A 21,601-nucleotide genomic window follows, 5' to 3' on the forward strand; every position below is an offset into this window, starting at 1 on the left:
TTTGACAGAAAAGACTAATAGGTAAGAAGTCTGCGGGGCAGGATTAATCAAGGATGTTTATTGAAGATAATTCATGAAGCGTGGATGATAGCCGGGAATTTTCCGGTCAAGTTGGCCCGGATGGCAGGGCTGTTTATATTGGCCCCTGCTAGTGTCAGCGAGGCTGTGGAGGCGGATTTATATGATAAAAAATCGGGAAGAACGGCCTGAACGGTTGTGGGATGCGCGTTTTATCAAAACGATTAAGACACTGGCACCGGGAACTACGTTGCGTGATGGCTTAGAAAATGTATTAAGAGCCAAAATGGGAGCTCTGGTGCTGGTCGGAGATAGTCCGGCTACGCTTGCTGTTGTAGATGGCGGATTTGAATTAAACTCAGAATTTACTCCATCCGGGTTTTATGAATTAGCCAAAATGGATGGCGCTATTGTGTTATCAAATGATGGTAAACGCATTTTATTTGCCAATGCTCAGCTTATGCCTGACCCTGGTATTTTTACAGCCGAGACAGGTACCCGGCATCGAACTGCAGAACGCGCTGCCAAGCAGACCGGGGCTTTGGTAATAGCCATTTCTCAGCGGCGAAATATTATTACTGTATATTTGGGTCATCTTAGGTACACTCTTAAAGATATTCCGGTTATTTTAAATCGCGCCAATCAAGCGCTTCAAACGCTGGAGAAATACAAAAATGTACTGGATAAAGGTTTGACTAATTTAAGCGCTCTTGAGTTTGAGGATTTGGTCACCTTATATGATGTGGCTGTCTTACTGATACGCGCCGAGCAAGTCAAGCGGATTGAAATGGAAATAGAACGCAATATTATTGAGCTGGGCACAGAAGGGCGCCTTGTCAGTATGCAAATGGATGAACTGGTTTCCGAAGTTGACGTCGCGGCTCTGTTAATAAAAGATTACTGTAATACTAACGATATGAAAGATTATGAGACCGTGCGGGAACAACTTGCTATATTGCCTGAGGAGGCACTTGATCCGTTTACGATATGTCGTTTATTAGGTTACGGCGTTAGTCAGAACGCGATGGATATCCCTGTCGTTCCACGCGGTTATAGGGTGCTTAGACAAATATCACGGCTGCCGTTATTGGTTGGAGAAAAGCTTGTTGCACATTTTAAAACATTGCACCGCATTTATAACGCCACACTAGCTGAACTTGATGAAGTCGAAGGGATTGGCGAAGTAAGGGCCAAAACAATAAAAGACGGCCTGAAGAGAGTGCGTGAGCAGGCCCTCTTAGACCGCCATCTATGATACGCGGCTAGTTTCTAGCGCCCATCTGCTTCGTTGCTCTTCCGCGTGCTCTCTCCGACGTACTTCCCAGTACGACTACGTTCGCATGCTCATCGCGCCTCGCATCTGGACACTATAAACTAGCCTTCACTTTCTACTAATTACTTCTTATTACTTTCTATTTACTTCGGCCATCATTTCGATATAAATCTAAATTCAAATCTTCAACAAACCGGGCGTACGCCTGATTTTCTTCGACCTTAACAATTTTGTAGCGCTTGTTGTCTTCGCTGATAAGCTCATCGCCGACGTTAACAACTAAGGGGACATACATAAGAACTTCTTTGGTATTTTCATCAAGTATGAGGTAATAATCATGCACTTGCTGGGGCGATTGTTCCGGTTTTTGTTGAACCGGAAATATATTTAGAGGAACATAGTGAACAATGCCGACTGTGACAACGGCAACGAGCGCCAGAATGCCAACAAGTTTGGCTAAACGGCTTTTGTTCATTTGCAGTCCCCCTATTCTTTTCGCTTTTTACGCGATCCTAAAAAGTTAACGAACTCATATTTAAAGAATTGTGCAAGCTTTTTCTTGGCCTCTTGCCAGCTACCGGTACTTAGGAATAAGAAAGCGATAATTCCAATGGCTACTACTGCCAACATTGTCAGAACATCATAACCTGGAGCTGTATCAACCGGAGTATAGGAAGTACCTGTTTCACCGGTATCGGTATTGCTCATTTCAGTATAAGTGCCTGCCTGGCTTGCTTCGGCAACGCCATCACTGGCGCCGCCTGGGCCAAGAAAGCTGGGAACAACATCCGCAAACAGTGTAATACTACGTTCCGCAGCCTCCCGGGTATTATGCTCGGTGCCGATTTCAAGCAAGAGGGTTCGTGGTCCTAGGTCCTGGTTGTAATTACCGTGGGCGATAAATATACCTCTAATTAATCCTCTATATTTAGCATCAGTGGCAGCTTTGATACTTCTGGCAAAATCCATTATCGTTTGACGATTTTGGTTTTGCCGCCCAACTACCAGCATCATTTTGGCAACGTTTTGGCCGTTGATTGTGGTACTATACACGTTAAGCGGTGCGCTGTCACGGTGAATATCAAACATGGCTATAGGCTGTGCTTGCAGCAATTTCATGGCTGTACGCCGAGAACGATGATAGGCATTAGCATCATGCGGATCATGCAAGGTTTTTGAATGGTCAACCTGATAACCTAGTTCTGTAAGTCTTTTTTTTAAAGTGTCCCCCACGATCATGATGGTACCTCTACCCGGCTGGGTCGCCACACCATCAGTAGGTGTATATGACTCATCGGTATGTGAATGATAAATGGCAATTTTCGGTTTGGGTGCATCGGCGGGCGGTGCTTGTACGGAAATAGTGTTATCCGGAAGATAACCAGAGAGATTTTCTTTGGAGCGACAACGAGCCAGAGTACCTTCTACGGAAATAATTTCATATAGAACATCATCTTCGCTGATATATTCATCACCAGGCTGAACTTCGTGGCCGGTTTGAAAAACAACCGTACCATGTTCGTCAACTACCGTCATATACCCGGAAACTAATTCTCCACCAACTGTCGTTTCGGGTGGGGTGGCCATAGCCGGTAAACAACTAAGACTTGTTATTACCAGTAAACTTAATATATTCCTCAATAAATAATGCATGTTTCCCCCCCTTTAATAGTATCATTCCCATAGGAAAAATGTTTATGTAATACTGTTTTAAGGATATAGCAAACACGCCTTGTGCCGAGTCATACCAAAAGCGGAAGCTGTGGTGCTCTTATCCAGGGGAAAGGTAAACTTTCTATTAGGACAAAAAAAGGCACAGCCTGTATAAGGCTGTGCGGGCTATGTACTTCTTTAAGTTAAATGGAAAACACCAAGGGTCTTGACATTTTTATACTCCTGTTGCATGACTTGATGCATAGAAAGTCCGGTAAGATTGCACAGGGCGGCGAGATAAAACATACTATGCCCTAGTTCCTTGGCAATGACTTCACGGCATTGCAGGCAGGGCTCGCCAACAAGGTGTGATGACATATGCTCTTTTAGTTCGCTATAGGAAGCTGTTTCCGGAGCTGACTGGCGGGCAGCCTCGACTTGGATGCAGCCACAGCCTGTTACTGCTTTGGCAATAGCTCGGTTTACCCGGGCCGATGCTTCTTGATATTTGGTTAAAATGTCAAGTACGCTGCGATGGCGGATTAAGTATTCATCTACAGCAGACTGAAAGTCAGTACAACATTTATTATCCTGCACGTTTAGGTACACCTCGCTTTGCCTTTATTATATAAACTGCTCTCCATAGTTGTCAATGTGCGACAGAAAGAAATGGACGAATTAACAAGACAAACATAAATGAGACTTGATTCTGATGGGGTTTTAACCCCACCTAAATCTTAGTCGAATTATCCAGGGACTTAGCCGTTCTTTACTCCCGCCTGCAGAGGACGGGAGTATTAGAACGGGTTAGTCATCGGATAAATGGGAGCTGAATTATTGACAAAAATTAATTCAACATGCTACAATATTAAATTTTGACAAGGGCTCAGGCTTTATGCTATACTAAAAGCCAATACAGCCAAGATGGTTTTTCATCGGGGACGTATTTTTTTATTCAAAGTAGGGCATAATAAAGGTGTATTTCCACTTTTTGGACTGTAAATTGATTCTTGGTAAGAAAGGAGGTAGAGGCCGTGATTGACAAAACACTAAGAGTAATTATTACCGTGTTGGCGGCAGTTGGTGGGCTTATGATAACCGACAAGATTATTCCACTGTTGGCTACTGTAGTAAGTGAAGAGTTTTTACGGATCGGCGTGTTTGGGGTTACAATGACTACTATTCTCTCGTTTGTTTTTGGGGGATTGGTAGGAGGATTTGTTGGTTTTATAATTGCGCCGTTTCTGCTTAGATATTTGTGGAACTTCACTTACTGGCTGGAAGTACGCTTAAACAGAATGCCTGGTTATGATGTTCTTGCTGGTGTACTGGGTTTGGCCACTGGACTAATAATTTCGAATTTGCTGGGGTCAGCTTTTTTGCCTATTCCGATCGTTGGTAAGTATGTTCCACTTGTATTAAGCATAATCCTTGGCTATTTGGGTATTAATGTAGCTATTAGAAAACGTGAAGAGATACTTAATATGTTTTCTAATTTACCGGCATTACCATGGCTAAATCGTGAGAATAAAGACCGATCGAAAGAGAAAAGCGAGAGCGCATGCTCGGCGAAAATTCTCGATACCAGTGTTATTATTGACGGACGCATCGCCGATATTTGTAAAAGCGGTTTTGTGGATGGCATGCTCATTGTACCGATATTTGTTCTTGAAGAACTGCAGCATATTGCTGATTCTTCTGATCTGTTAAAACGTAATCGGGGTCGCCGCGGCTTAGATATTTTAAATCGTATGCAAAAAGAGCTTGAGCTTAATGTGCAAATTGAAAACCGAGATTTCGATGATATTGCTGAAGTAGACTCTAAGCTAATAAAATTGGGGCAGCTTCTGAACGCTAAGGTTATAACCAATGACTATAATCTTAATAAAGTAGCTGAACTCCAAGGTGTTTCCGTTCTGAATATTAATGAACTGTCTAATGCTGTCAAACCGGTTGTGCTGCCAGGAGAAGAGATGGTAGTACATGTCGTAAAAGACGGTAAGGAATTTGGGCAGGGCGTAGCGTATCTTGATGACGGAACTATGATTGTTGTTGATGGCGGCAAAAAGCATATTGGCGAAACAGTAGGCGTTTTGGTTACTTCGGTACTGCAAACCGCCGCTGGACGAATGATTTTTGCCAAACCTAAAGTTGCAATGTAAAAGTTATATGCCTTCAAGCCTTTCTTGGCTTGGGGGCTTTTTCTACCCTAACGAAAGTATAACTTTCTTAAAAACAGGACAAGGGCAACATCGGCTTCCGCTTTTGAAGGTTCGGCGTAAGCCGTGTTTTCTTTGCTATAAATGGGGAGAGGGCAGGTATGATAAGTGTAATTATTGCTGCCGCCGGCCAAGGTAAGCGAATGGGAGTTAGTATGAACAAAGTTTTTTTACCGCTGGCCGGCAAACCGGTATTAATTCATTCCGTGTTGGCGGCATGTTCGCTGCCGGCAGTAACGAATGTAATCGTAACAGCAGCGGCCGAGGAAGTAGATACAGTTACGCAGATGTTGACTAAGTTCAATTTACCGGCTTACTGGAAGGTTGTCACAGGAGGTAGTGAACGTCAGCACTCCATTGCTAATGCGCTTAAGGCTATACCGGAAAGTGCAAAAATCATTGTTGTCCATGACGGAGCGCGGCCGTTAGCTACAACGGCAATGTTTGAGCAAGCTGCAGCCGCCGCCCGTAAGCACCAGGCGGCAATTGTGGCTGTGCCTGTAAAAGATACCATTAAATCGGCTAGTGCGGATAAAATAGTGACGGGTACACCGGATCGGCGCACTTTGTGGGCGGTTCAGACGCCACAAGCTTTTGATGCCGATTTGCTTAGGGCCGCATATCATCAGGCAGAACAGGACGGCTATTTGGGCACCGACGATGCATCTTTGGTGGAACGGCTAGGGGCTAATGTTGCCATTGTTAACGGGAGTTACCAAAACTTCAAGATTACTACCCCGGAAGATATGCAGTTTGCGGAAGTGTTGTTTGCGGAGCGTCAGGAGGTAGGACAAGTGATTCGTTCAGGTATTGGTTATGATGTTCACCGGTTAGTACCGGAGCGGAAATTAATTCTTGGTGGTGTTGAGATCCCTTATAGTTTAGGACTTGATGGCCATTCAGACGCCGATGTGCTGTTGCATGCTATAAAGGACGCTTTACTTGGTGCTGCTGGGCTAGGTGATATTGGCCGGCATTTTCCGGATACTGACGGACGGTATAAAGGTATATCGAGTCTCAAATTATTGGCCGAGGTTCAAGGAATATTGGCAAGTCACGGGTATCACGTCAATAATATTGATGCCACAATTGTTGCCCAAAAGCCTAAGTTGGCTTCGTACATAGGACAAATGAATCAAAATATTGCTGAAGTTCTAAGTGTTAGTGTCAGTCAAGTTAATGTAAAGGCTACGACTACGGAAGGGTTAGGTTTTGCCGGACAGGGTCTAGGAATTGCCGCTTATGCCACGGCTACTATTATTTCTGCTGGAGCTTAATTACGAATTGATTTGCGCATAAAAGCCATTTAAACGCACATATTATGAATAGTTGAAATTGCCATAGTTGGAGGGCTGATTATGCGAATTCATAAAATAGTTATTGCGTTACTATTTGGTGCACTAATGTTTTTATATCCTTCTTCGGCGCTGGCCGCTGATTTTAATTTCAATATAAATTTGATTAGGCAAGAGGGAGCTACTTGCGGTGAACTGTGGTTTAATGACAAACTGGTGTGGCGGCTGGCTCTGCTTTCAGATGGTGCCAAACCAGTATCAAGAGGTTTGAACAGCGCTAACACCACCCTGGTTATTCCTGATATTGTCCATGGTATGTTTGTGGTTAAAATGGAGTAAATAACTCCGCTTTGAAGAAGTTGTGAGTCTTAGAGGGGCTTTGAATAGGAGTCAAAGGTCAGGTTAGTCGAAGGATAAAGTGTGCTGCCGGTAACATGGCAACATACTTTTTTTGTGGGATTATTTTGCAAGCTGGCGCAGAATCTGCTAAAATAGACAATGATTAACACTATTAATACATACCTCAAATAATGGAAGGAGTACATATAAATGGAACAAGAACTTAGAGTGCGTTTTGCGCCTAGCCCGACAGGCCCCTTTCACATTGGTGGGGCAAGATCAGCATTATTCAACTGGTTGCTGGCCCGTAAAGAGGGGGGCAAACTGATTTTACGGATAGAAGATACTGATTTGGAACGTTCGACCAGCGAATCAGAGGAAAATATCAAGGCATCCTTACGCTGGTTGGGCATTGAATGGGATGAAGGTATTGATGTCGGCGGCGAATATGGACCATATCGTCAGACCGAGCGTCTTGAAATTTATCGCCAATATACGGAAAAATTACTGGCAAACGGAAAAGCTTATCACTGCTATTGTAGTGAGGAAGAACTGGATGCCGAGCGGCAGGAACAAATGAACAAAGGGGAAAACCCTCATTATTCCGGACGCTGCCGCCATTTGAGCCAAGCTGACCGGGAAAGGTTTATTGCCGAGGGCCGCAAACCCACCGTTCGTTTTCGGGTGCCTGAAAACCAACAAATTGTTTTTAAAGATATGGTGCGGGATACTGTAAGTTTCGAATCAAATGGTGTTGGTGATTTTGTTATTGTAAAATCAGATGGCATCCCGGTATATAATTACGCTGTAGTGCTTGATGACGCGCTGATGAAAATTACTCATGTCATTCGGGCGGAAGAACATTTATCCAATACTCCCCGGCAAGTCCTGATTTATCAGGCATTAGGGTTGCCTCTACCGCAATTTGGTCATATTTCTTTGATTCTGGGCAAAGACAGAACCAAGATGAGCAAGCGTCATGGCGCCACTTCTGTAGAGCAGTATAAAAATCTGGGTTATCTGCCGGAAGGTATCGTTAACTTCCTTGCTCTCTTAGGCTGGGCTCCTCCCGGAGAAGAGGAGATATTCAATCAGCAGGAGCTTATTAAGCAGTTTTCCATGGATCGGGTTGCTAAAAATCCGGCAGTATTTGATATTGACAAGCTTAACTATATCAACGCTCACTATATTAAGCAGGCAAGCCCCGAACTTGTTACCGAATTAGCCTTACCACACCTTAAGGCAGCCGGGTATATAGGAGAAGATTGTCCTGCTGAGCAAAAGGAATGGCTGGTAAAAGTAGTAGCCGAACTACAGGGCTATATCAGCTATGCGGCGCAAATTACCGAGCATATTGATGTATTCTTTAATGATGACATAAACTTTGAAAACGAAGAAGCTCATGAGATTATGAAGGATGCTGACATTCCTAAAGTCATGGAAGCCTTTAAAACTAAGCTGGCTGCCTTGGAAACAGTAGAACCGGCTGCTGTACAAGCTATTTTGAAAGGTATTACCAAAGAGCTTAAGCTGGGTGGCAAAAAGGTGTACATGCCTGTACGGATTGCCATAACCGGTAAAATGCATGGCCCGGAATTGATTAACCTCGTGCCTTTAATTGGAAGAGAACGTACCTTGGCAAGAATGGAATCTCTACTGGCAAAAATTTAGAATTATTTTAGCAGTTTCTTGAAAAAGTGATATTGACATGAGGAAGCTGCTATTAGTATAATTTATACAGAAAACCGATTTGATTACTCGGAAATGCGAAGACCAGGAGAAGTATGCAATATCCCTCCTCAGAGAGGCGCTGTCACCGGCTGTAAGCGGCGCTGGATAAGGATGTGCAGAAATGCGCCTGGTAGCAGGTTGGCTGAACCTAAGTAGGCCATCCCGGCTGCTGCCGTTATCAGTTAAAGCAGGGGTATTAAACCCAAGCAGAGTGGAACCGCGGGCCACCGTCTCTGTATAGAGATGGTGGCTTTTTGTTTTCCTGATAGAAAATTTAACGTTTTGCTAAATTACGCTAGGGAGGGAATAATATGTTCACTCGTATAAAAAAGGACATAAAAGTGGTGTTTGAGCGTGACCCGGCAGCTAAAAGCGTTTTAGAGGTTCTGCTGTGTTATCCAGGTTTACATGCTATTTGGCTGCACCGCATTTCCCACTATTTGTTTATGCGTGGTTGGGTGCTTATACCACGAATGATTTGTTATTTCAACAGAATTTTGACCGGAGTTGATATTCACCCGGGCGCAACTATTGGTGAGGGTTTGTTTATTGATCACGCGACCGGTGTGGTTATTGGTGAAACTTGCGTAATTGGTAATAATGTTACCTTATATCAGGGGGTAACATTGGGCGGTACTGGCAAAGAAAAAGGCAAGCGCCATCCTACGGTCGGTAATAATGTAGTTGTTGCCAGCGGAGCTAAAGTTCTAGGATCTTTTACTGTTGGTGATAATTCGAAGATTGGTGCAGGTTCGGTAGTGCTGCATGAAGTGCCGCCGAACTCTACTGTTGTTGGAATACCCGGCAAGGTGGTCTGGCATGACGGCAAAAAAGTAAACCGCACAGATGACGGCATAGATGAGATTGACTTAGAACACGACGATTTGCCGGATCCCGTGGCCGAGATGATGCTGTGTATGCAACGGAATATGCAGCGAATGGAAACTCGTATTGGACAATTGGAAAAGGAGCTGAAACAACATGGGGCTTAAAGTATATAGTAGCCTGACAAAGCAAAAGGAGGAGTTTGTGCCAATAACTCCGGGAAAAGTTAAAATGTATGTCTGCGGGGTTACTCCCTATAACCATCCGCATATTGGCAACGCCCGTCCATTTGTAACCTGGGATGTAATTCGCCGTTATCTTGAGTATTCAGGGTACGAAGTATATCATATTCAAAACTTTACTGATATTGATGACAAAATTATTAACACCGCCAACGCCGAAAAAGTAACCTGGGATGTTATTGCCAACCGCTATATTGCCTCTTATTTCGAGGTTATGGATAAGCTAAACGTTCGCAGAGCTCATGTGTATCCAAGGGTTTCAGAACATATTTCTGATATTGTGGCTATGGTTAAGACCCTTGTCGAAAAGGGGTTTGCGTATGCGGTCGATGGCGATGTATATTATAGTGTTGAAAAATTCGCCAGCTACGGTAAACTGAGCGGACGTAGTCTCGAAGACATGAAGGCCGGAGCTAGAGTAGATGTTGACGAACGCAAAAAACATCCGATGGACTTTGCCTTATGGAAAGGCGCTAAGCCTGGTGAACCGGCTTGGGAGAGCCCTTGGGGACCGGGACGTCCGGGTTGGCATATTGAATGCTCTGTTATGTCCTATAAGTATTTAGGTGCAAGTTTTGATTTTCATGGCGGCGGCAGTGATTTGATTTTTCCCCATCATGAAAACGAAATTGCCCAGTCTGAAGCTTTTACGGGGATTGAACCCTTTGTCCGCTATTGGTTACACAACGGCTTTATTACTGTTAACGAAGAAAAAATGAGTAAGTCGCTAGGTAATTTCTTTTTGGTTGTTGATATTTTGGAGCACTTCAAGCCGGAAGTATTACGTTATTTTATTCTGTCTACGCATTACCGCAGTCCACTTGACTTTAATGATGAGCGACTGGAGGAAGCCGGACGCAGCTTGGAACGGTTAAAAACGGCAGCCGCCAACTTGAAACACTTGGAAACTTTCCCGGCGGGAGCCGCCAGCGAGGATTCTCAGGCGCTGATTACAGCAAGTCAAGCTGCCATACAAGAATTTAAAGATGCGATGGATGATGACTTTAATACTGCCTTGGCAATCAGCACTCTCTTTGGATTAGCCAAGGAAATTAATATTTATCATAGCAAGGTTGCCGGCGGTAGACTGGGTTTAGATGCTGATGCCTTGGCACAAGCTGCTAAGACATACGGCGAAATAGCCGAAGTTCTGGGAATTTTACAGGACACAAACATTTCCAGGGACGACAATGCCGAGCTTGTAAACCAATTGATGGATATTATAATTAATATAAGACAAGAAGCCCGGAAGAAGAAAGAGTGGGCAACAGCCGACCAAATCCGTGATAGTCTAGTTTCTATTGGTATTGTCCTGGAAGACTCGCCACAAGGCGTTAGGTGGAAAAAGCGTGAACTTTAATCACTTTCAAAACTTAGTTGATAACTTTTTTATTGTAAATGAAGCCGGGGAGCTATCCCCGGCAAAATATCATGATGTTCCGGTTGAACGTTTGCCGGCTTTGGTGTTAGCTTATATTGGTGATGCGTATTTTACTCTGTATGTGCGTACCAGACTGCTGGGGTATGAGCAAAACAAGGTAAGAGTTCTGCATACCTTTGATGCTAAAATAGTTTCCGCCGTCATGCAGTCCAAAGCCATTAAAGCGCTCGAAGCAGAACTCACACCGGAAGAAGCTGATGTTTTGCGCCGGGGACGAAATGCCAAATCGACAGTGCCCAAAAGTGCTTCGATTTCTGAATACCGGTATGCTACCGGCTTTGAAGCGTTGGTAGGGTATCTTTATTTAAAAAAACAGCAGGACAGGCTGTCGGAAATTGTTGATAAGGCTTTCGTCATTATTTCCCGGGAAATGACAACTGCTGCCAAAAAGTAACGAAAAGGGAGAGTTGATACCATGAAAATATCTTTACTTAAATATACACCTGAGCCAGAACGTGCGGTAGCTATGTCGGCTCGACTCTGTTATTCGCCTGTCGGGGCAGAAGAATTGGAACAAACCATGTCGGATGCGCAGGTTGGCACCTTGATTGAAAAACTATTCAATATGGGGCACTTGTCAACATTTGAACATGTCAGCTTTACTTTTGCTATTGAAGGCATCTCCCGGGTGCTTACTCATCAGCTTGTCCGGCACCGGATTGCTTCCTATTCGCAGCAGTCCCAACGCTATGTTACTGAACACGGCTTTGAGTATATTGTACCGCCTACGGTGGCTGCCAAGCCGGAAGCTAAAGCTAAATTTGACCAGCTGTTAGCTGAGATTCAACAAACATATGATGAATTGGTAGCCATGGGTGTCCATCAAGAAGATGCCCGGTATGTACTGGCAAATGCAACGGAGACGAAGATCGTGGTAACAATGAATGCCCGTTCCTTGTTGCATTTTTTTGAGAAGCGGTGCTGTCAGCGAGCTCAGTGGGAAATACGCAATCTGGCTAACGCCATGTTAGCGGAGGTAAGGTCGGTTGCTCCGCGGTTGTTTACCAAAGCCGGGCCTTCTTGTATCAGTAATGAATATTGTCCCGAAGGAGCACTCTCTTGCGGACGAGTAAAAAAGCAGGAATAAGTAAAGACTAATGATTAAAGAGCGCCTTGTCTAACGTGAACAAGGCGCTTGTTTGGCTTTGCAGTGGGAGGCTCTATGGGTATTTTTGATAAAATTGTCGATTATCTTGATCTGTTAGGATATTGGGGCATTGTTATTGGTATGGCGCTTGAAAGTGCCTGTGTCCCAGTGCCAAGCGAACTGATATTTGGGTTTGCCGGGTATCTGGTATTTCTTGGCCGGTTGGATTTTACGTGGTCAATTATTGCCGGAGTGACTGGCGGACTGATTGGTTCGATCATTGCTTATGCCGCAGGTTATTATGGCGGCAGACCGTTTGTCAGCAAATACGGGAAATATATATTGCTGTCGGAAAGCCATGTGGATTTGGCCCAAAAGTGGTTTGACAGATACGGACTTAAGGCTACTTTTTTTAGCCGCTTATTACCGATCGTCCGTACCTTTATCTCCCTGCCGGCGGGGTTTGCCAGAGTTAATTTTAAAAAATTTGTAGTGTATACACTGCTGGGATCGATCCCTTGGACGATTGGGCTCATCTACGCAGGCAGTTTACTGGGTGAAAACTGGCAGATTCTAAACTCAATCGGACATGAAATCAGTCTTATTGTTGCTGCTTGCCTTGTTGTAATAGCCCTATATTACTATAAAAGAAGCTGCAAACGATCTGGGTTTAAGGACGAATAAGCAAGGCTGTCTGAGAGGAGATGGAGAGTCGGTGGGTACGGTAGACAAAAAAAATAACAGACAGTCCGATTCGCTTTTAAAAGGTGCCTTAATTCTGTCGGTTGGCGGTATGGTTGTCAAAGTGATAGGTTTTCTTAACTGGATTATTCTTTCGCGGGTTTTAGGTGGGGAAGGTATAGGGCTGTATCAAATGGCCTTTCCTATTTACCTATTGGCACTTAGCCTGTCTTCTGCCGGTATTCCGGTGGCCATTTCAATTATTACCGCCGAAAAAGTGGCTCATGGTGATTACCAGGGAGCTAATCGCGTATTTACACTGTCTTTAAAAATACTCGCACTGTCTGGTTTTGTGTTAAGTTGCGGGGTATATTTCGGTGCCGGCTGGCTGATTGAAAATCAGATTATTCGTGATCCCCGGGCCTATTCGGCCATCGTAGCCCTGGCGCCGGCTATTTTCTTTGTGACGATGTTATCGAGTTTTCGTGGTTATTTACAGGGCTGGCAGATGATGACGCCCACCGCGGTATCGCAAATTGTGGAGCAGCTGTTTAGGGTGGGGGCTATGCTGATTTTTGCTAGCTTGCTACTGCCGCAAGGCCTTGAATACGCAGCAGGTGGCGCCAGTATGGGGGCTGGTGCGGGGGCGGTGGCCGGCTTGCTTGTACTTATTTTTTACTACTTCCGGTTGCAGCGCAATTTAGTAAATAGCAGCATTGGCGAACAAAATGTTAACTCAGAGGGGAGCGCCGGTATAGTTCGCCGTATGGTGAAGCTGGCTTTCCCGGTATCCATGGCAAGCCTTATGCTGCCGGTGGTATCGAATCTTGACTTATTTATTGTACCTGTCCGGCTAGAGGCTGCCGGCTATTCGGTTGAGGAAGCTACTGAGTTATTTGGCTATTTGACAGGTATGGCTGTGCCGCTGTTAAATCTTGCTACGATTATTACGGCAGCGCTGGCAACAAGTTTAGTGCCGGGATTGGCTGAGGTTAAATCTATAGGTAATAAATTGCAAATAAAACAGCGTACTGCGGCCGCGGTACGACTGGCACTTTTGGTTACCGTTCCTGCCTCTATGGGGTTGGCGGTGCTGGCAACACCGTTAGCCAGTGCCGTATATCATGCGCCTGAAGCTGGACCAATAGTGCAGATTGTAGCCGCCGGAGTATGTTTGTTGGGTATTCATCAAGTATCAACCGGGATTTTACAAGGGTTGGGTCATACAACGTTGCCGGTAGTAAATATGGGGGCCGCAGCCCTGGTGAAGGTCGGGTTGAATTGGACGTTGACTGCCCGGCCTGAACTTGGAATCCTTGGCTCCGCTTGGGCTACCAATGCTGATATTGGTGTAGCTGCAGTGCTTAATATGGTCTTTGTATATAGGTATACCGGCTTTCGGTTGAATTTCACCGGAGCAGTCAAAATTATATTTGCCGCTATAGTAATGTCTAGTGTGTTGTTTGAGGCAAATTCCATAATATTACGTACAGTTGACGCGCTTACCGCGATATTTGCCGATATGATTATTGCTATGGGTGTGTACGGAGTAGTTTTGCTGTTTCTTGGTGAACTTACAGAACAGGATTTGCAGCGAATCCCTGTGGCGGGTCGTTATTTGGTAAGGTTCGCCTATGCGTCCCGTCTATACAAACGATAATATTTGGCAGGATTTAAGTAAGCGGAAGTAGAACAATAAGTATATTCTATAAACTATTTATCCGAGGATTAAGCCGCTCCAAGACTCTCTCTTTTCTACCCCTACGGGTGCAGGCGAGCGGCTAAGTCCCTGGATAAGGGCAGCTAACCTTCAAGTGGGGTTAAAACCCCATCTGAAGCTAAGTCTGCTTTATCTGTAGTAACAAATTGGCTTTAAATGGAGGTATAGTATAGTGCGGCGTGTGCTTCGGGATAGTGTTGTGGCGGGAATGACTCTGGCTCAACCGGTGTACGGGATGAACGGTCAGGTTATCTTAAACAGTGGTATGGATTTGACTGAATTTCACATTTCCAAGATTTCTGAACTGGATGTTAAATACATTTATATTGAGGGAGAGACTCAATTAATAGATGCCAATGACGAGGCAGCACAACAAGCGAAAACCGAAATTGTACTAGCGGCCCATAGCGCCCTGGACGAAGTACGTGTAGGCAAATACGTCGAAACCGAACATACTAAAAGTAAAGTTTTGGCACTGTTAGATGAATGTTGTATGCGTAAAGAAATTCAGCCACTGTTTACAGCAATGCAAAATTGCAATGATTATCTGTTTAACCATGCTGTTTGCGGCTTTTTTTATGCCATGCTGATGGGGATGAGTCGTGGTATTGAAGGACAGCGGCTGCGTGAACTTGGTTTGGGAGCGCTATTACGCGATGTGGGCATGATTACCATTTCTCGCGATATACTGAATAAACCGGGAACCCTAAACCCGGAAGAAATGGCGATTGTTAAGCAGCATACCGAAAAAGGTTATGAGCTACTTCAGCGTAATCCGGAAATTAGCCTGTCAGCAGCAAATTGTGCCTTGCAGCATCACGAACGTTTTGATGGGAGCGGTTACCCACGGGGGGCAAAAGAGAATAGTATTCACGAATTTGCTCAAATAACAGCGCTGGCAGATGTGTATTCATCTATGACAGCTAATACTCCTTATCGTCGAGCTCTTTCTGTTTATGATGCGTTAGCTATCGTCCAAAAAGCGGGGGCTGCATTCTTCAATCCGGAACTAATTCAGGTGTTGGTCAGCAATGTTGCAATTTTCCCACTAGGCGCCGTTGTTCGCTTAAACAATCAGGCAGTGGGACTTGTGAGCGATTATGCCGATGAATTAAGAACAAAACCGATTATAACTCTTACCCAGAATGAAGCCGGTGTACGGACAAAACAGACAGTAACCGTTGACTTGGATCAAAATCCCAATGTTTATATAGCTGAGGTTTCCTAACAGCGAGCGCTATACATAAAGGTATGGACAAGTGGCAGGATTATATTCTGCCACTTTTTCATAATAATAAAGAAAAACCCGATAATAAAGAAAGCATGTCTTGTGCCGGCGCAGCGAAGGCAGATGCGAATACTGATTGGTCAGTGAAATCCAGGTAATAATGATTGAGTATATGATAAAACATACAGTTAAGGGAGCGATACAAATGTCAGATGAGGCCGAGATAATTGTTGGACGCAATAGTGTGCTGGAAGCACTCAAGGCAGGGCGTTCTCTGAATAAAATACTCATTGCCAAAGGAGAACGACAGGGTTCTATTCGTGATATCATCGGTCAAGCTAAAGCGTTAGGGCTAATTGTTCAAGAGGTAGAAGTGCCTAAATTAGATCAATTGGCGGCGGGGGTGCGTCATCAAGGAGTGGTTGCTATGGCAGCCCCGGTTGCTTATGCTGAACTTGAAGATATACTGACGGGTGCTTATGAGAAAGATGAGCCTCCATTCTTGGTACTGTTAGATGAACTGGCTGATCCGCACAATGTGGGCGCTATTTTGCGTACAGCCGACGCCACCGGGGTACACGGTGTTTTAATACCCAAGCGGCGCAGCTGCCCGCTCACGCAAACTGTGGCGAAAACTTCGGCGGGTGCGGTAGAGCACGTGCCAGTTGCCAGAATAGGCAATGTGGCACAAACTCTGAAAAACTTAAAAAAACAAGGTCTATGGGTAGTCGGCGCCGATATGGATGGTACTGAAAACTACTATGAAGCTGATCTTTCCGGACCGGTAGTTATTGTTGTTGGCAGTGAAGGCCAGGGAATGGGACGATTGACCAAAGAGGCCTGCGACTTTGTTGTTAAAATTCCCATGAAAGGACAAATAACTTCCCTTAATGCTTCGGTTGCATGTTCCTTGATGCTTTATGAGGTTCTTAGACAGAGGGAGATGAAGAGAAAGTGAAACGCTGGGCGGGGATTATTTTAACAGTGGCTATACTTGTAATTGGGGCAGCTGCATTTTGGCTGGCCCGGCCGCTGTTTGCCCAAACAGTGTATAACGGGATTACTGTCGGCAATATTGAAGTTGGCGGGAAAACCCGGAACGAAGTGGCGCAACTTCTTGCCGCTTGGCAAAAAAATCAAAAAGCTAAACCAATTTTGTTGTCGTATGAATCAACTATATTTCGTATTGAGCCTGAAAATATAGATTATTTTATTGACGCAGAGGCTACTGCTGATGCAGTATGGCAATTTGGTCGTCAGGGCTCATTGTGGGACAGGTTAAAAAATATTCGCAAAGCCGAGACTGAGGGCTGGTCTACACCCTTAACAATCAAGTATAATGAAAACAAATTAGATAGTATACTTGAGCAATTGCAGGAACAGGTTAATCGTCCGCCGCGTAATGCAACGGTAAGCCTAGAGACAGGCGGGGTTGTCCCTGAAGAGGAAGGACGCCAGCTTGATGTTGCTGCACTCAAACAGTTGGTACTAACTAGACTCAATCAGGGGGAGGCCGGGACTGGCAATATTCTTCTGCCGGTTTCAACTGTTTATCCAGAGCTTACTGCCAAAGAATTATCGCAAAACGGCATTAAGGAACTTGTCAGTGTATATACAACTGTTTTTAATACAGAAGACTTTAACCGGTCGGCTAACGTCAGGTTGTCTGCACAAAAGATAAACGGGAAGCTGCTCTATCCGGGTCAGGTTTTTTCTTATAATGAAACTGTTGGTCCCCGGGAAAAATCGCAAGGTTTTAAAGAAGCTATGGAAATTATTAATGGTGAATTTGTTCCCGGCGTGGGCGGCGGTGTCTGCCAAGTTTCTACGACGCTTTATAATGCGGTAATACTGGCCGGGCTGTCTATTGTGGAACGTACTAATCACTCAAAACCGCTTTCTTATGTAGCATTGGGGCGGGATGCCACCGTTGTGTATAATGTGCTTGATTTTAAGTTTGTTAATAATAGTGATGCCCCGGTTATGATTATGGCAGAAACAGTAGGTAATAAATTAAATGTAGGCATTTTTGGACAACGGAGTTTGGATAAGAATGTCGATATTGTTACAACAAATCAACAAGTTATTCAGCCGCCCATAGTCAAAAAATCTGACCCTTCGCTGGCTGCGGGAGAGAATAAGATTGAAAATCCTGGGAAAGTGGGTTATGAAGTAACCGTTCTACGGATTATTCGGGACAATACGGGAAAAGAAATACAACGCGAAATATTGTCTAGGGACAAATACGCTCCTGACAATACTGTTATACGCTTCGGCCCTGAGCCTAAAGCTGTACAATCAGGAAAACCTCCTGACGTGGAGTCTAAGTCTCCTGTAGCTCCCCTTATGCGATAAGATTGGAGTTTTTCCTAGAATGGATTTATTAATTGTTGACGGCTATAATGTGGTTAATGCTTGGCCGGAACTTATTGCTGTTAAAGATAATTTAGAATATGCCCGGGATAAACTTGTGGACATACTTAGCGAGTATGGCGCATATAAAGGATATAAGATAATAATTGTATTTGACGCACATATGGTGGTGGGGAGAAGCATTAGTCCAAATTCAGCGGGTGATTTTGAAGTGATTTACACCAAAGAGGGAGAGACTGCTGACAGTTGCATTGAGAAAATGGTATACTCCTTAGTACGGCAGGGTGTGCGTATTTACGTTGTAACTTCAGATGGAGCCGAGCAAATGTTTGTTTTAGGTGCTGGAGCTTTCAGAATATCGGCGCGCGAGCTCAGAAACGAAGTTAAAAATGCAAAGCGCGAAATAGCTGCCGGTATGTCCCGTAAAGAATTGGCGCGAGACCGCCATGAGCTTGGCAGCCGATTGGGAAAAGATATCTTTAAACGTCTTGAAGCTATGCGCCGGGATGGGCTTGACTAACTTTGCTTCAGCAAGTATAATTTATTTTGAAATGACATGCACCAATACGGCGGCACTAATCTCTGTTAGTGCACTTTTATTTTTTTCTATGGTGTAGGCCGTTGCTAGAAAGCGCCAATGATGGCCGTTTATAGACAGCAAAACAAAACTAGTGGGGGCGATGCGATGCGGGTTAATACTCAACGCGATCTGTATAGTTGTTTTGACAACTTAACTGATGAAGAAATAGTATTCGACGCCAAAGAAAATGACAACACGGTCGCTCTGGAGTATTTGATTAACAAATATCGCAACTTCGTGCGGGCTAAGGCCAGATCTTATTTTTTAATCGGTGCTGAGCGGGAAGACATTATCCAGGAAGGCATGATTGGCTTATATAAGGCTATTCGGGATTTCCGCAATGACAAGCTCTCATCGTTTCGGGCGTTTGCTGAACTTTGTGTAACACGGCAGATTATTACCGCGATTAAGACAGCTACCCGTCAGAAGCATATTCCGCTCAATTCATATGTTTCTTTAAATAAACCTATTTATGACGAAGATTCTGACCGGACATTGCTGGATGTATTATCAGGCTCTAAGGTTACTGACCCGGAAGAGCTGGTAATCAGTCGTGAAGAATTCGTTGATATTGAAGAAAAAATGGGCGAGATTTTAAGTGATCTTGAGTGGAAAGTGTTAATGTCTTATCTTGATGGCAAGTCGTATCAGGAAATTGCTGTTGAGCTTGATCGTCATGTCAAATCAATTGATAATGCATTACAGCGGGTAAAGCGCAAGTTGGAGCGTTATCTGGAGAATCGTGGCGAAGATAGTGATATCCGTGGTATGTATAAAGGCCTTACCGGCCTTAATAAAGAAAGCCAAACGGAATTGGCTGGATATAGCGATAACTATGAAGATTAACGCAGCATAAATGACACCACAGTCAGGTGTCATTTTTTGTTTTTTTGATGTCGGTTTTACATAAGTCGGCGTATGTATCGTGTTCTTTACTATCCTTTACGTATATACTAAGATGGGGTGATAAAATGTGTACAAAACACCAAGTAAAGACAATTGCAGTACTTACCGGCGGCGGTGATGCGCCGGGGCTAAATGCTGTTATTAGGGCGGTAGTTAGGACGGCGTTGGGAAAAGGATTAGCCGTTTGGGGAATAAAGAATGGTTTTGGTGGGATGGTCGAAAACCAGATGTTTGCTATGACAGATGAGAGTGTTGCTGGTATTTTACCACGGGGCGGAACAATACTGGGGACAACTAACCGGGATAACCCCTTTAATTTTCAGACAGTGAAAGATGGACAAGTAATATATGAAAATAAGTCAGAACAGGCCTTGGAGAACTTGCGCCAGGCTGGAATTGACGCACTCGTCGTTATTGGTGGTGATGGTACTCTCAAAATTGCCTCAGAGTTCTATGAAATGGGCTTGCCAGTAGTAGCTGTTCCCAAAACGATTGACAATGATATACCTGGAACAGAGCGGACCTTCGGATTTGATACTGCCGTAGGGGTTGCTACCGATGCGCTTGACCGGCTGCATACTACCGCCGAGTCGCATCATCGGGTTATGGTGCTTGAAGTAATGGGACGTTATGCCGGCTGGATTGCGTTGCATGCCGGAATGGCTGGCGGTGCCGATTGTATTTTAATCCCGGAGATACCGTTCGTTACTGAATCTGTTATTGCAAAAATAAGAGAACGTCAACAACATGGGCGCCAGTTCAGCCTTATAGTTATTGCGGAGGGAGCTTTCCCTCAAGGGGGGGAATTGTCGGTTGCCCGTATTGTCGAGGGCAGCCATGAGAAAATTCGTTTGGGCGGCATTGGTGAAAAATTGACAAGAGAGATAGAAAAGCTTACAGGTGTAGAATCCCGGTGTACTGTGCTGGGACACGTTCAGCGCGGTGGTACGCCAACAGCGTTTGACCGAATATTATCAACCCGCTACGGGGTGGCAGCTGTCGACTGTATGATTGATGGAACGTTTGGCAATATGGTCGCTTTGCAGAAAAATCAAATTATCCGGGTTCCGATAGCTGATATTGCCGGCAAAGCACACAATGTTACTGCAGATAACGAATTGTTAAAAGCTGGTCGGGCTATTGGCATTTGCTTTGGTGATTGAAAAACACCCTACAGGTTATACTAAGCCTAAAGATTGTGTATTTTTTCCTGTGACGGAGGGCTTAGATGGAGACCTTGGGAGTTACCTTATTTCGAGTAGTTGCCGGTATGGGCATTTTGTTCATTATTATGTTGGCTATAGGACGTCGCCAATTGCGCGAATTTAGTTCTTTTGACTTTTTAACTTCGCTCACCATTGGTGCTGTAGCTGGAGCTCTTATAGTTAACCATGGCATTGAATTGGTAAGTACGCTTATTGCGCTTTTAGCCCTTGGCGGAATGCAGTTGCTTTTTGGCTGGCTTAGTATAAAAATTCGTCCGCTTAACCATAAATTAAACTTTAAACCGCTTTTACTTGTTGAAAATGGCATGATAATTAAGGAAAACCTCAGAAAAGTGCATATGCCTGTCGAAACACTATTACAGCTTCTTAGAGAGAAAGATGTGTTTGATATCACGATTGTCGAGCTTGCTATTTTGGAGCCGCATGGCAAGTTGAGTGTACTCAAAAAGGCAGAGCATATGCCGATAACGCCAAGTCAGGTAAACTTTAATGTTAATCCTAACAGTATTTTAGTGCCGGTAATTTTGGAGGGCAAGCTGCAGAAACCAGCACTGACCGAAATGGGGTTTTCCGAACGGCAGATTGAGGAGTTTCGACGGCAGCACCAAGATAGTATTCATAATGTTTTTATCGCTTTTATGGATCAGAACAAAAGATTACACGTTATTAATGACGATGCTCAGGAGCAAGGTGTATTTTTGCACTAAAGCCCTGGGCTTTTTATTTTTCAAAAAAAATCTGCGGTTAATGGGATATTTTAGTTA

21 protein-coding genes and 1 other annotated feature are annotated in these 21,601 nt (G+C 44.4%); of the genes, 18 read left to right on the top strand and 3 right to left on the bottom strand.

What is annotated here, in order from left to right; genetic code table 11:
- The first annotated feature begins 181 nt into the window (after positions 1–181).
- Complete coding sequence (gene disA / locus SRRS_RS01975; protein ID WP_371365752.1) at positions 182–1,273, top strand: DNA integrity scanning diadenylate cyclase DisA; 1,092 nt, start codon at positions 182–184, stop codon at positions 1,271–1,273.
- Positions 1,274–1,430: 157 nt separating this feature from the next.
- On the opposite strand, the gene SRRS_RS01980 is transcribed toward disA, so the two are convergent.
- The 3 genes from SRRS_RS01980 to SRRS_RS01990 all read right to left on the bottom strand — a co-directional run bounded on the left by SRRS_RS01980 (position 1,431) and on the right by SRRS_RS01990 (position 3,541).
- Positions 1,431–1,766, bottom strand: a complete 336-nt coding sequence (locus SRRS_RS01980) for a stage II sporulation protein P (RefSeq protein ID WP_371365754.1) — start codon at positions 1,764–1,766, stop codon at positions 1,431–1,433.
- Between the two features lie 11 nt (positions 1,767–1,777).
- Positions 1,778–2,944, bottom strand: a complete 1,167-nt coding sequence (gene spoIIP, locus SRRS_RS01985; protein WP_371365756.1) for a stage II sporulation protein P — start codon at positions 2,942–2,944, stop codon at positions 1,778–1,780.
- Between the two features lie 198 nt (positions 2,945–3,142).
- On the bottom strand, positions 3,143–3,541 hold the full coding sequence (locus SRRS_RS01990) for a DUF1573 domain-containing protein (RefSeq protein WP_371365758.1): 399 nt from the start codon (positions 3,539–3,541) through the stop codon (positions 3,143–3,145).
- A 437-nt stretch (positions 3,542–3,978) separates the two neighbouring features.
- Between SRRS_RS01990 and SRRS_RS01995 the strand changes: the two genes are divergently transcribed.
- From SRRS_RS01995 to SRRS_RS02075, 17 genes are all read left to right on the top strand, one after another.
- Complete coding sequence (locus SRRS_RS01995) at positions 3,979–5,106, top strand: PIN/TRAM domain-containing protein (RefSeq protein ID WP_371365760.1); 1,128 nt, start codon at positions 3,979–3,981, stop codon at positions 5,104–5,106.
- Between the two features lie 158 nt (positions 5,107–5,264).
- Complete coding sequence (gene ispD, locus SRRS_RS02000) at positions 5,265–6,440, top strand: 2-C-methyl-D-erythritol 4-phosphate cytidylyltransferase (protein WP_371365762.1); 1,176 nt, start codon at positions 5,265–5,267, stop codon at positions 6,438–6,440.
- 81 nt (positions 6,441–6,521) lie between these two features.
- Positions 6,522–6,797, top strand: a complete 276-nt coding sequence (locus tag SRRS_RS02005) for a hypothetical protein (protein WP_371365763.1) — start codon at positions 6,522–6,524, stop codon at positions 6,795–6,797.
- A gap of 210 nt (positions 6,798–7,007) precedes the next feature.
- Positions 7,008–8,468 (top strand): glutamate--tRNA ligase, encoded by a 1,461-nt coding sequence (gene gltX, locus SRRS_RS02010; RefSeq protein ID WP_371365765.1) that lies wholly within the window; start codon positions 7,008–7,010, stop codon positions 8,466–8,468.
- Positions 8,469–8,557: 89 nt separating this feature from the next.
- Positions 8,558–8,766 (top strand) — a binding site (T-box leader).
- Between the two features lie 73 nt (positions 8,767–8,839).
- Entirely contained in the window at positions 8,840–9,520 is a 681-nt protein-coding gene (gene cysE, locus SRRS_RS02015; protein WP_371365767.1) for a serine O-acetyltransferase, read from the top strand.
- Entirely contained in the window at positions 9,510–10,955 is a 1,446-nt protein-coding gene (gene cysS / locus SRRS_RS02020; protein ID WP_371365768.1) for a cysteine--tRNA ligase, read from the top strand. Before cysE ends, cysS begins: the two co-directional genes overlap by 11 nt.
- Positions 10,945–11,430 (top strand): Mini-ribonuclease 3, encoded by a 486-nt coding sequence (locus SRRS_RS02025; protein ID WP_371365770.1) that lies wholly within the window; start codon positions 10,945–10,947, stop codon positions 11,428–11,430. Before cysS ends, SRRS_RS02025 begins: the two co-directional genes overlap by 11 nt.
- A gap of 21 nt (positions 11,431–11,451) precedes the next feature.
- Positions 11,452–12,123, top strand: a complete 672-nt coding sequence (gene thyX / locus SRRS_RS02030) for an FAD-dependent thymidylate synthase (RefSeq protein WP_371365772.1) — start codon at positions 11,452–11,454, stop codon at positions 12,121–12,123.
- 75 nt (positions 12,124–12,198) lie between these two features.
- Positions 12,199–12,807, top strand: coding sequence for a DedA family protein (locus tag SRRS_RS02035; RefSeq protein WP_371365774.1), 609 nt, complete (start codon positions 12,199–12,201; stop codon positions 12,805–12,807).
- Positions 12,808–12,838: 31 nt separating this feature from the next.
- Complete coding sequence (locus tag SRRS_RS02040) at positions 12,839–14,464, top strand: oligosaccharide flippase family protein (RefSeq protein ID WP_371365776.1); 1,626 nt, start codon at positions 12,839–12,841, stop codon at positions 14,462–14,464.
- 232 nt (positions 14,465–14,696) lie between these two features.
- On the top strand, positions 14,697–15,752 hold the full coding sequence (locus SRRS_RS02045) for an HD-GYP domain-containing protein (protein ID WP_371365779.1): 1,056 nt from the start codon (positions 14,697–14,699) through the stop codon (positions 15,750–15,752).
- Between the two features lie 205 nt (positions 15,753–15,957).
- Positions 15,958–16,710 (top strand): 23S rRNA (guanosine(2251)-2'-O)-methyltransferase RlmB, encoded by a 753-nt coding sequence (gene rlmB / locus SRRS_RS02050; RefSeq protein ID WP_371365781.1) that lies wholly within the window; start codon positions 15,958–15,960, stop codon positions 16,708–16,710.
- Positions 16,707–18,107: a VanW family protein gene (locus tag SRRS_RS02055; RefSeq protein ID WP_371365782.1), complete on the top strand. Its 1,401-nt coding sequence runs from the start codon at positions 16,707–16,709 to the stop codon at positions 18,105–18,107. Before rlmB ends, SRRS_RS02055 begins: the two co-directional genes overlap by 4 nt.
- Positions 18,108–18,126: 19 nt before the next feature.
- Complete coding sequence (locus SRRS_RS02060; RefSeq protein WP_371365783.1) at positions 18,127–18,645, top strand: NYN domain-containing protein; 519 nt, start codon at positions 18,127–18,129, stop codon at positions 18,643–18,645.
- A 165-nt stretch (positions 18,646–18,810) separates the two neighbouring features.
- The gene (sigH, locus tag SRRS_RS02065; RefSeq protein ID WP_371365784.1) at positions 18,811–19,551 is read left to right on the top strand and encodes an RNA polymerase sporulation sigma factor SigH; all 741 of its coding nucleotides are present in this window, start codon (positions 18,811–18,813) and stop codon (positions 19,549–19,551) included.
- 125 nt (positions 19,552–19,676) lie between these two features.
- On the top strand, positions 19,677–20,774 hold the full coding sequence (locus SRRS_RS02070) for a 6-phosphofructokinase (RefSeq protein ID WP_371365786.1): 1,098 nt from the start codon (positions 19,677–19,679) through the stop codon (positions 20,772–20,774).
- Positions 20,775–20,839: 65 nt separating this feature from the next.
- Positions 20,840–21,544: a DUF421 domain-containing protein gene (locus SRRS_RS02075; RefSeq protein WP_371365788.1), complete on the top strand. Its 705-nt coding sequence runs from the start codon at positions 20,840–20,842 to the stop codon at positions 21,542–21,544.
- Positions 21,545–21,601: the final 57 nt, after the last annotated feature.

The organism is Sporomusa rhizae (assembly GCF_041428845.1).
In the GTDB taxonomy this organism is placed as follows: Bacteria; Bacillota; Negativicutes; order Sporomusales; family Sporomusaceae; genus Sporomusa; species Sporomusa rhizae.

Coding starts and splice junctions, on each gene's coding strand:
- disA (WP_371365752.1), top strand. CDS start 182: ATGATAAAAAATCGGGAAGAACGGCCTGAACGGTTGTGGGATGCGCGT.
- SRRS_RS01980 (WP_371365754.1), bottom strand. CDS start 1,766: ATGAACAAAAGCCGTTTAGCCAAACTTGTTGGCATTCTGGCGCTCGTT.
- spoIIP (WP_371365756.1), bottom strand. CDS start 2,944: ATGCATTATTTATTGAGGAATATATTAAGTTTACTGGTAATAACAAGT.
- ispD (WP_371365762.1), top strand. CDS start 5,265: ATGATAAGTGTAATTATTGCTGCCGCCGGCCAAGGTAAGCGAATGGGA.
- SRRS_RS02005 (WP_371365763.1), top strand. CDS start 6,522: ATGCGAATTCATAAAATAGTTATTGCGTTACTATTTGGTGCACTAATG.
- gltX (WP_371365765.1), top strand. CDS start 7,008: ATGGAACAAGAACTTAGAGTGCGTTTTGCGCCTAGCCCGACAGGCCCC.
- cysE (WP_371365767.1), top strand. CDS start 8,840: ATGTTCACTCGTATAAAAAAGGACATAAAAGTGGTGTTTGAGCGTGAC.
- cysS (WP_371365768.1), top strand. CDS start 9,510: ATGGGGCTTAAAGTATATAGTAGCCTGACAAAGCAAAAGGAGGAGTTT.
- thyX (WP_371365772.1), top strand. CDS start 11,452: ATGAAAATATCTTTACTTAAATATACACCTGAGCCAGAACGTGCGGTA.
- SRRS_RS02035 (WP_371365774.1), top strand. CDS start 12,199: ATGGGTATTTTTGATAAAATTGTCGATTATCTTGATCTGTTAGGATAT.
- rlmB (WP_371365781.1), top strand. CDS start 15,958: ATGTCAGATGAGGCCGAGATAATTGTTGGACGCAATAGTGTGCTGGAA.
- SRRS_RS02060 (WP_371365783.1), top strand. CDS start 18,127: ATGGATTTATTAATTGTTGACGGCTATAATGTGGTTAATGCTTGGCCG.
- sigH (WP_371365784.1), top strand. CDS start 18,811: ATGCGGGTTAATACTCAACGCGATCTGTATAGTTGTTTTGACAACTTA.
- SRRS_RS02070 (WP_371365786.1), top strand. CDS start 19,677: ATGTGTACAAAACACCAAGTAAAGACAATTGCAGTACTTACCGGCGGC.
- SRRS_RS02075 (WP_371365788.1), top strand. CDS start 20,840: ATGGAGACCTTGGGAGTTACCTTATTTCGAGTAGTTGCCGGTATGGGC.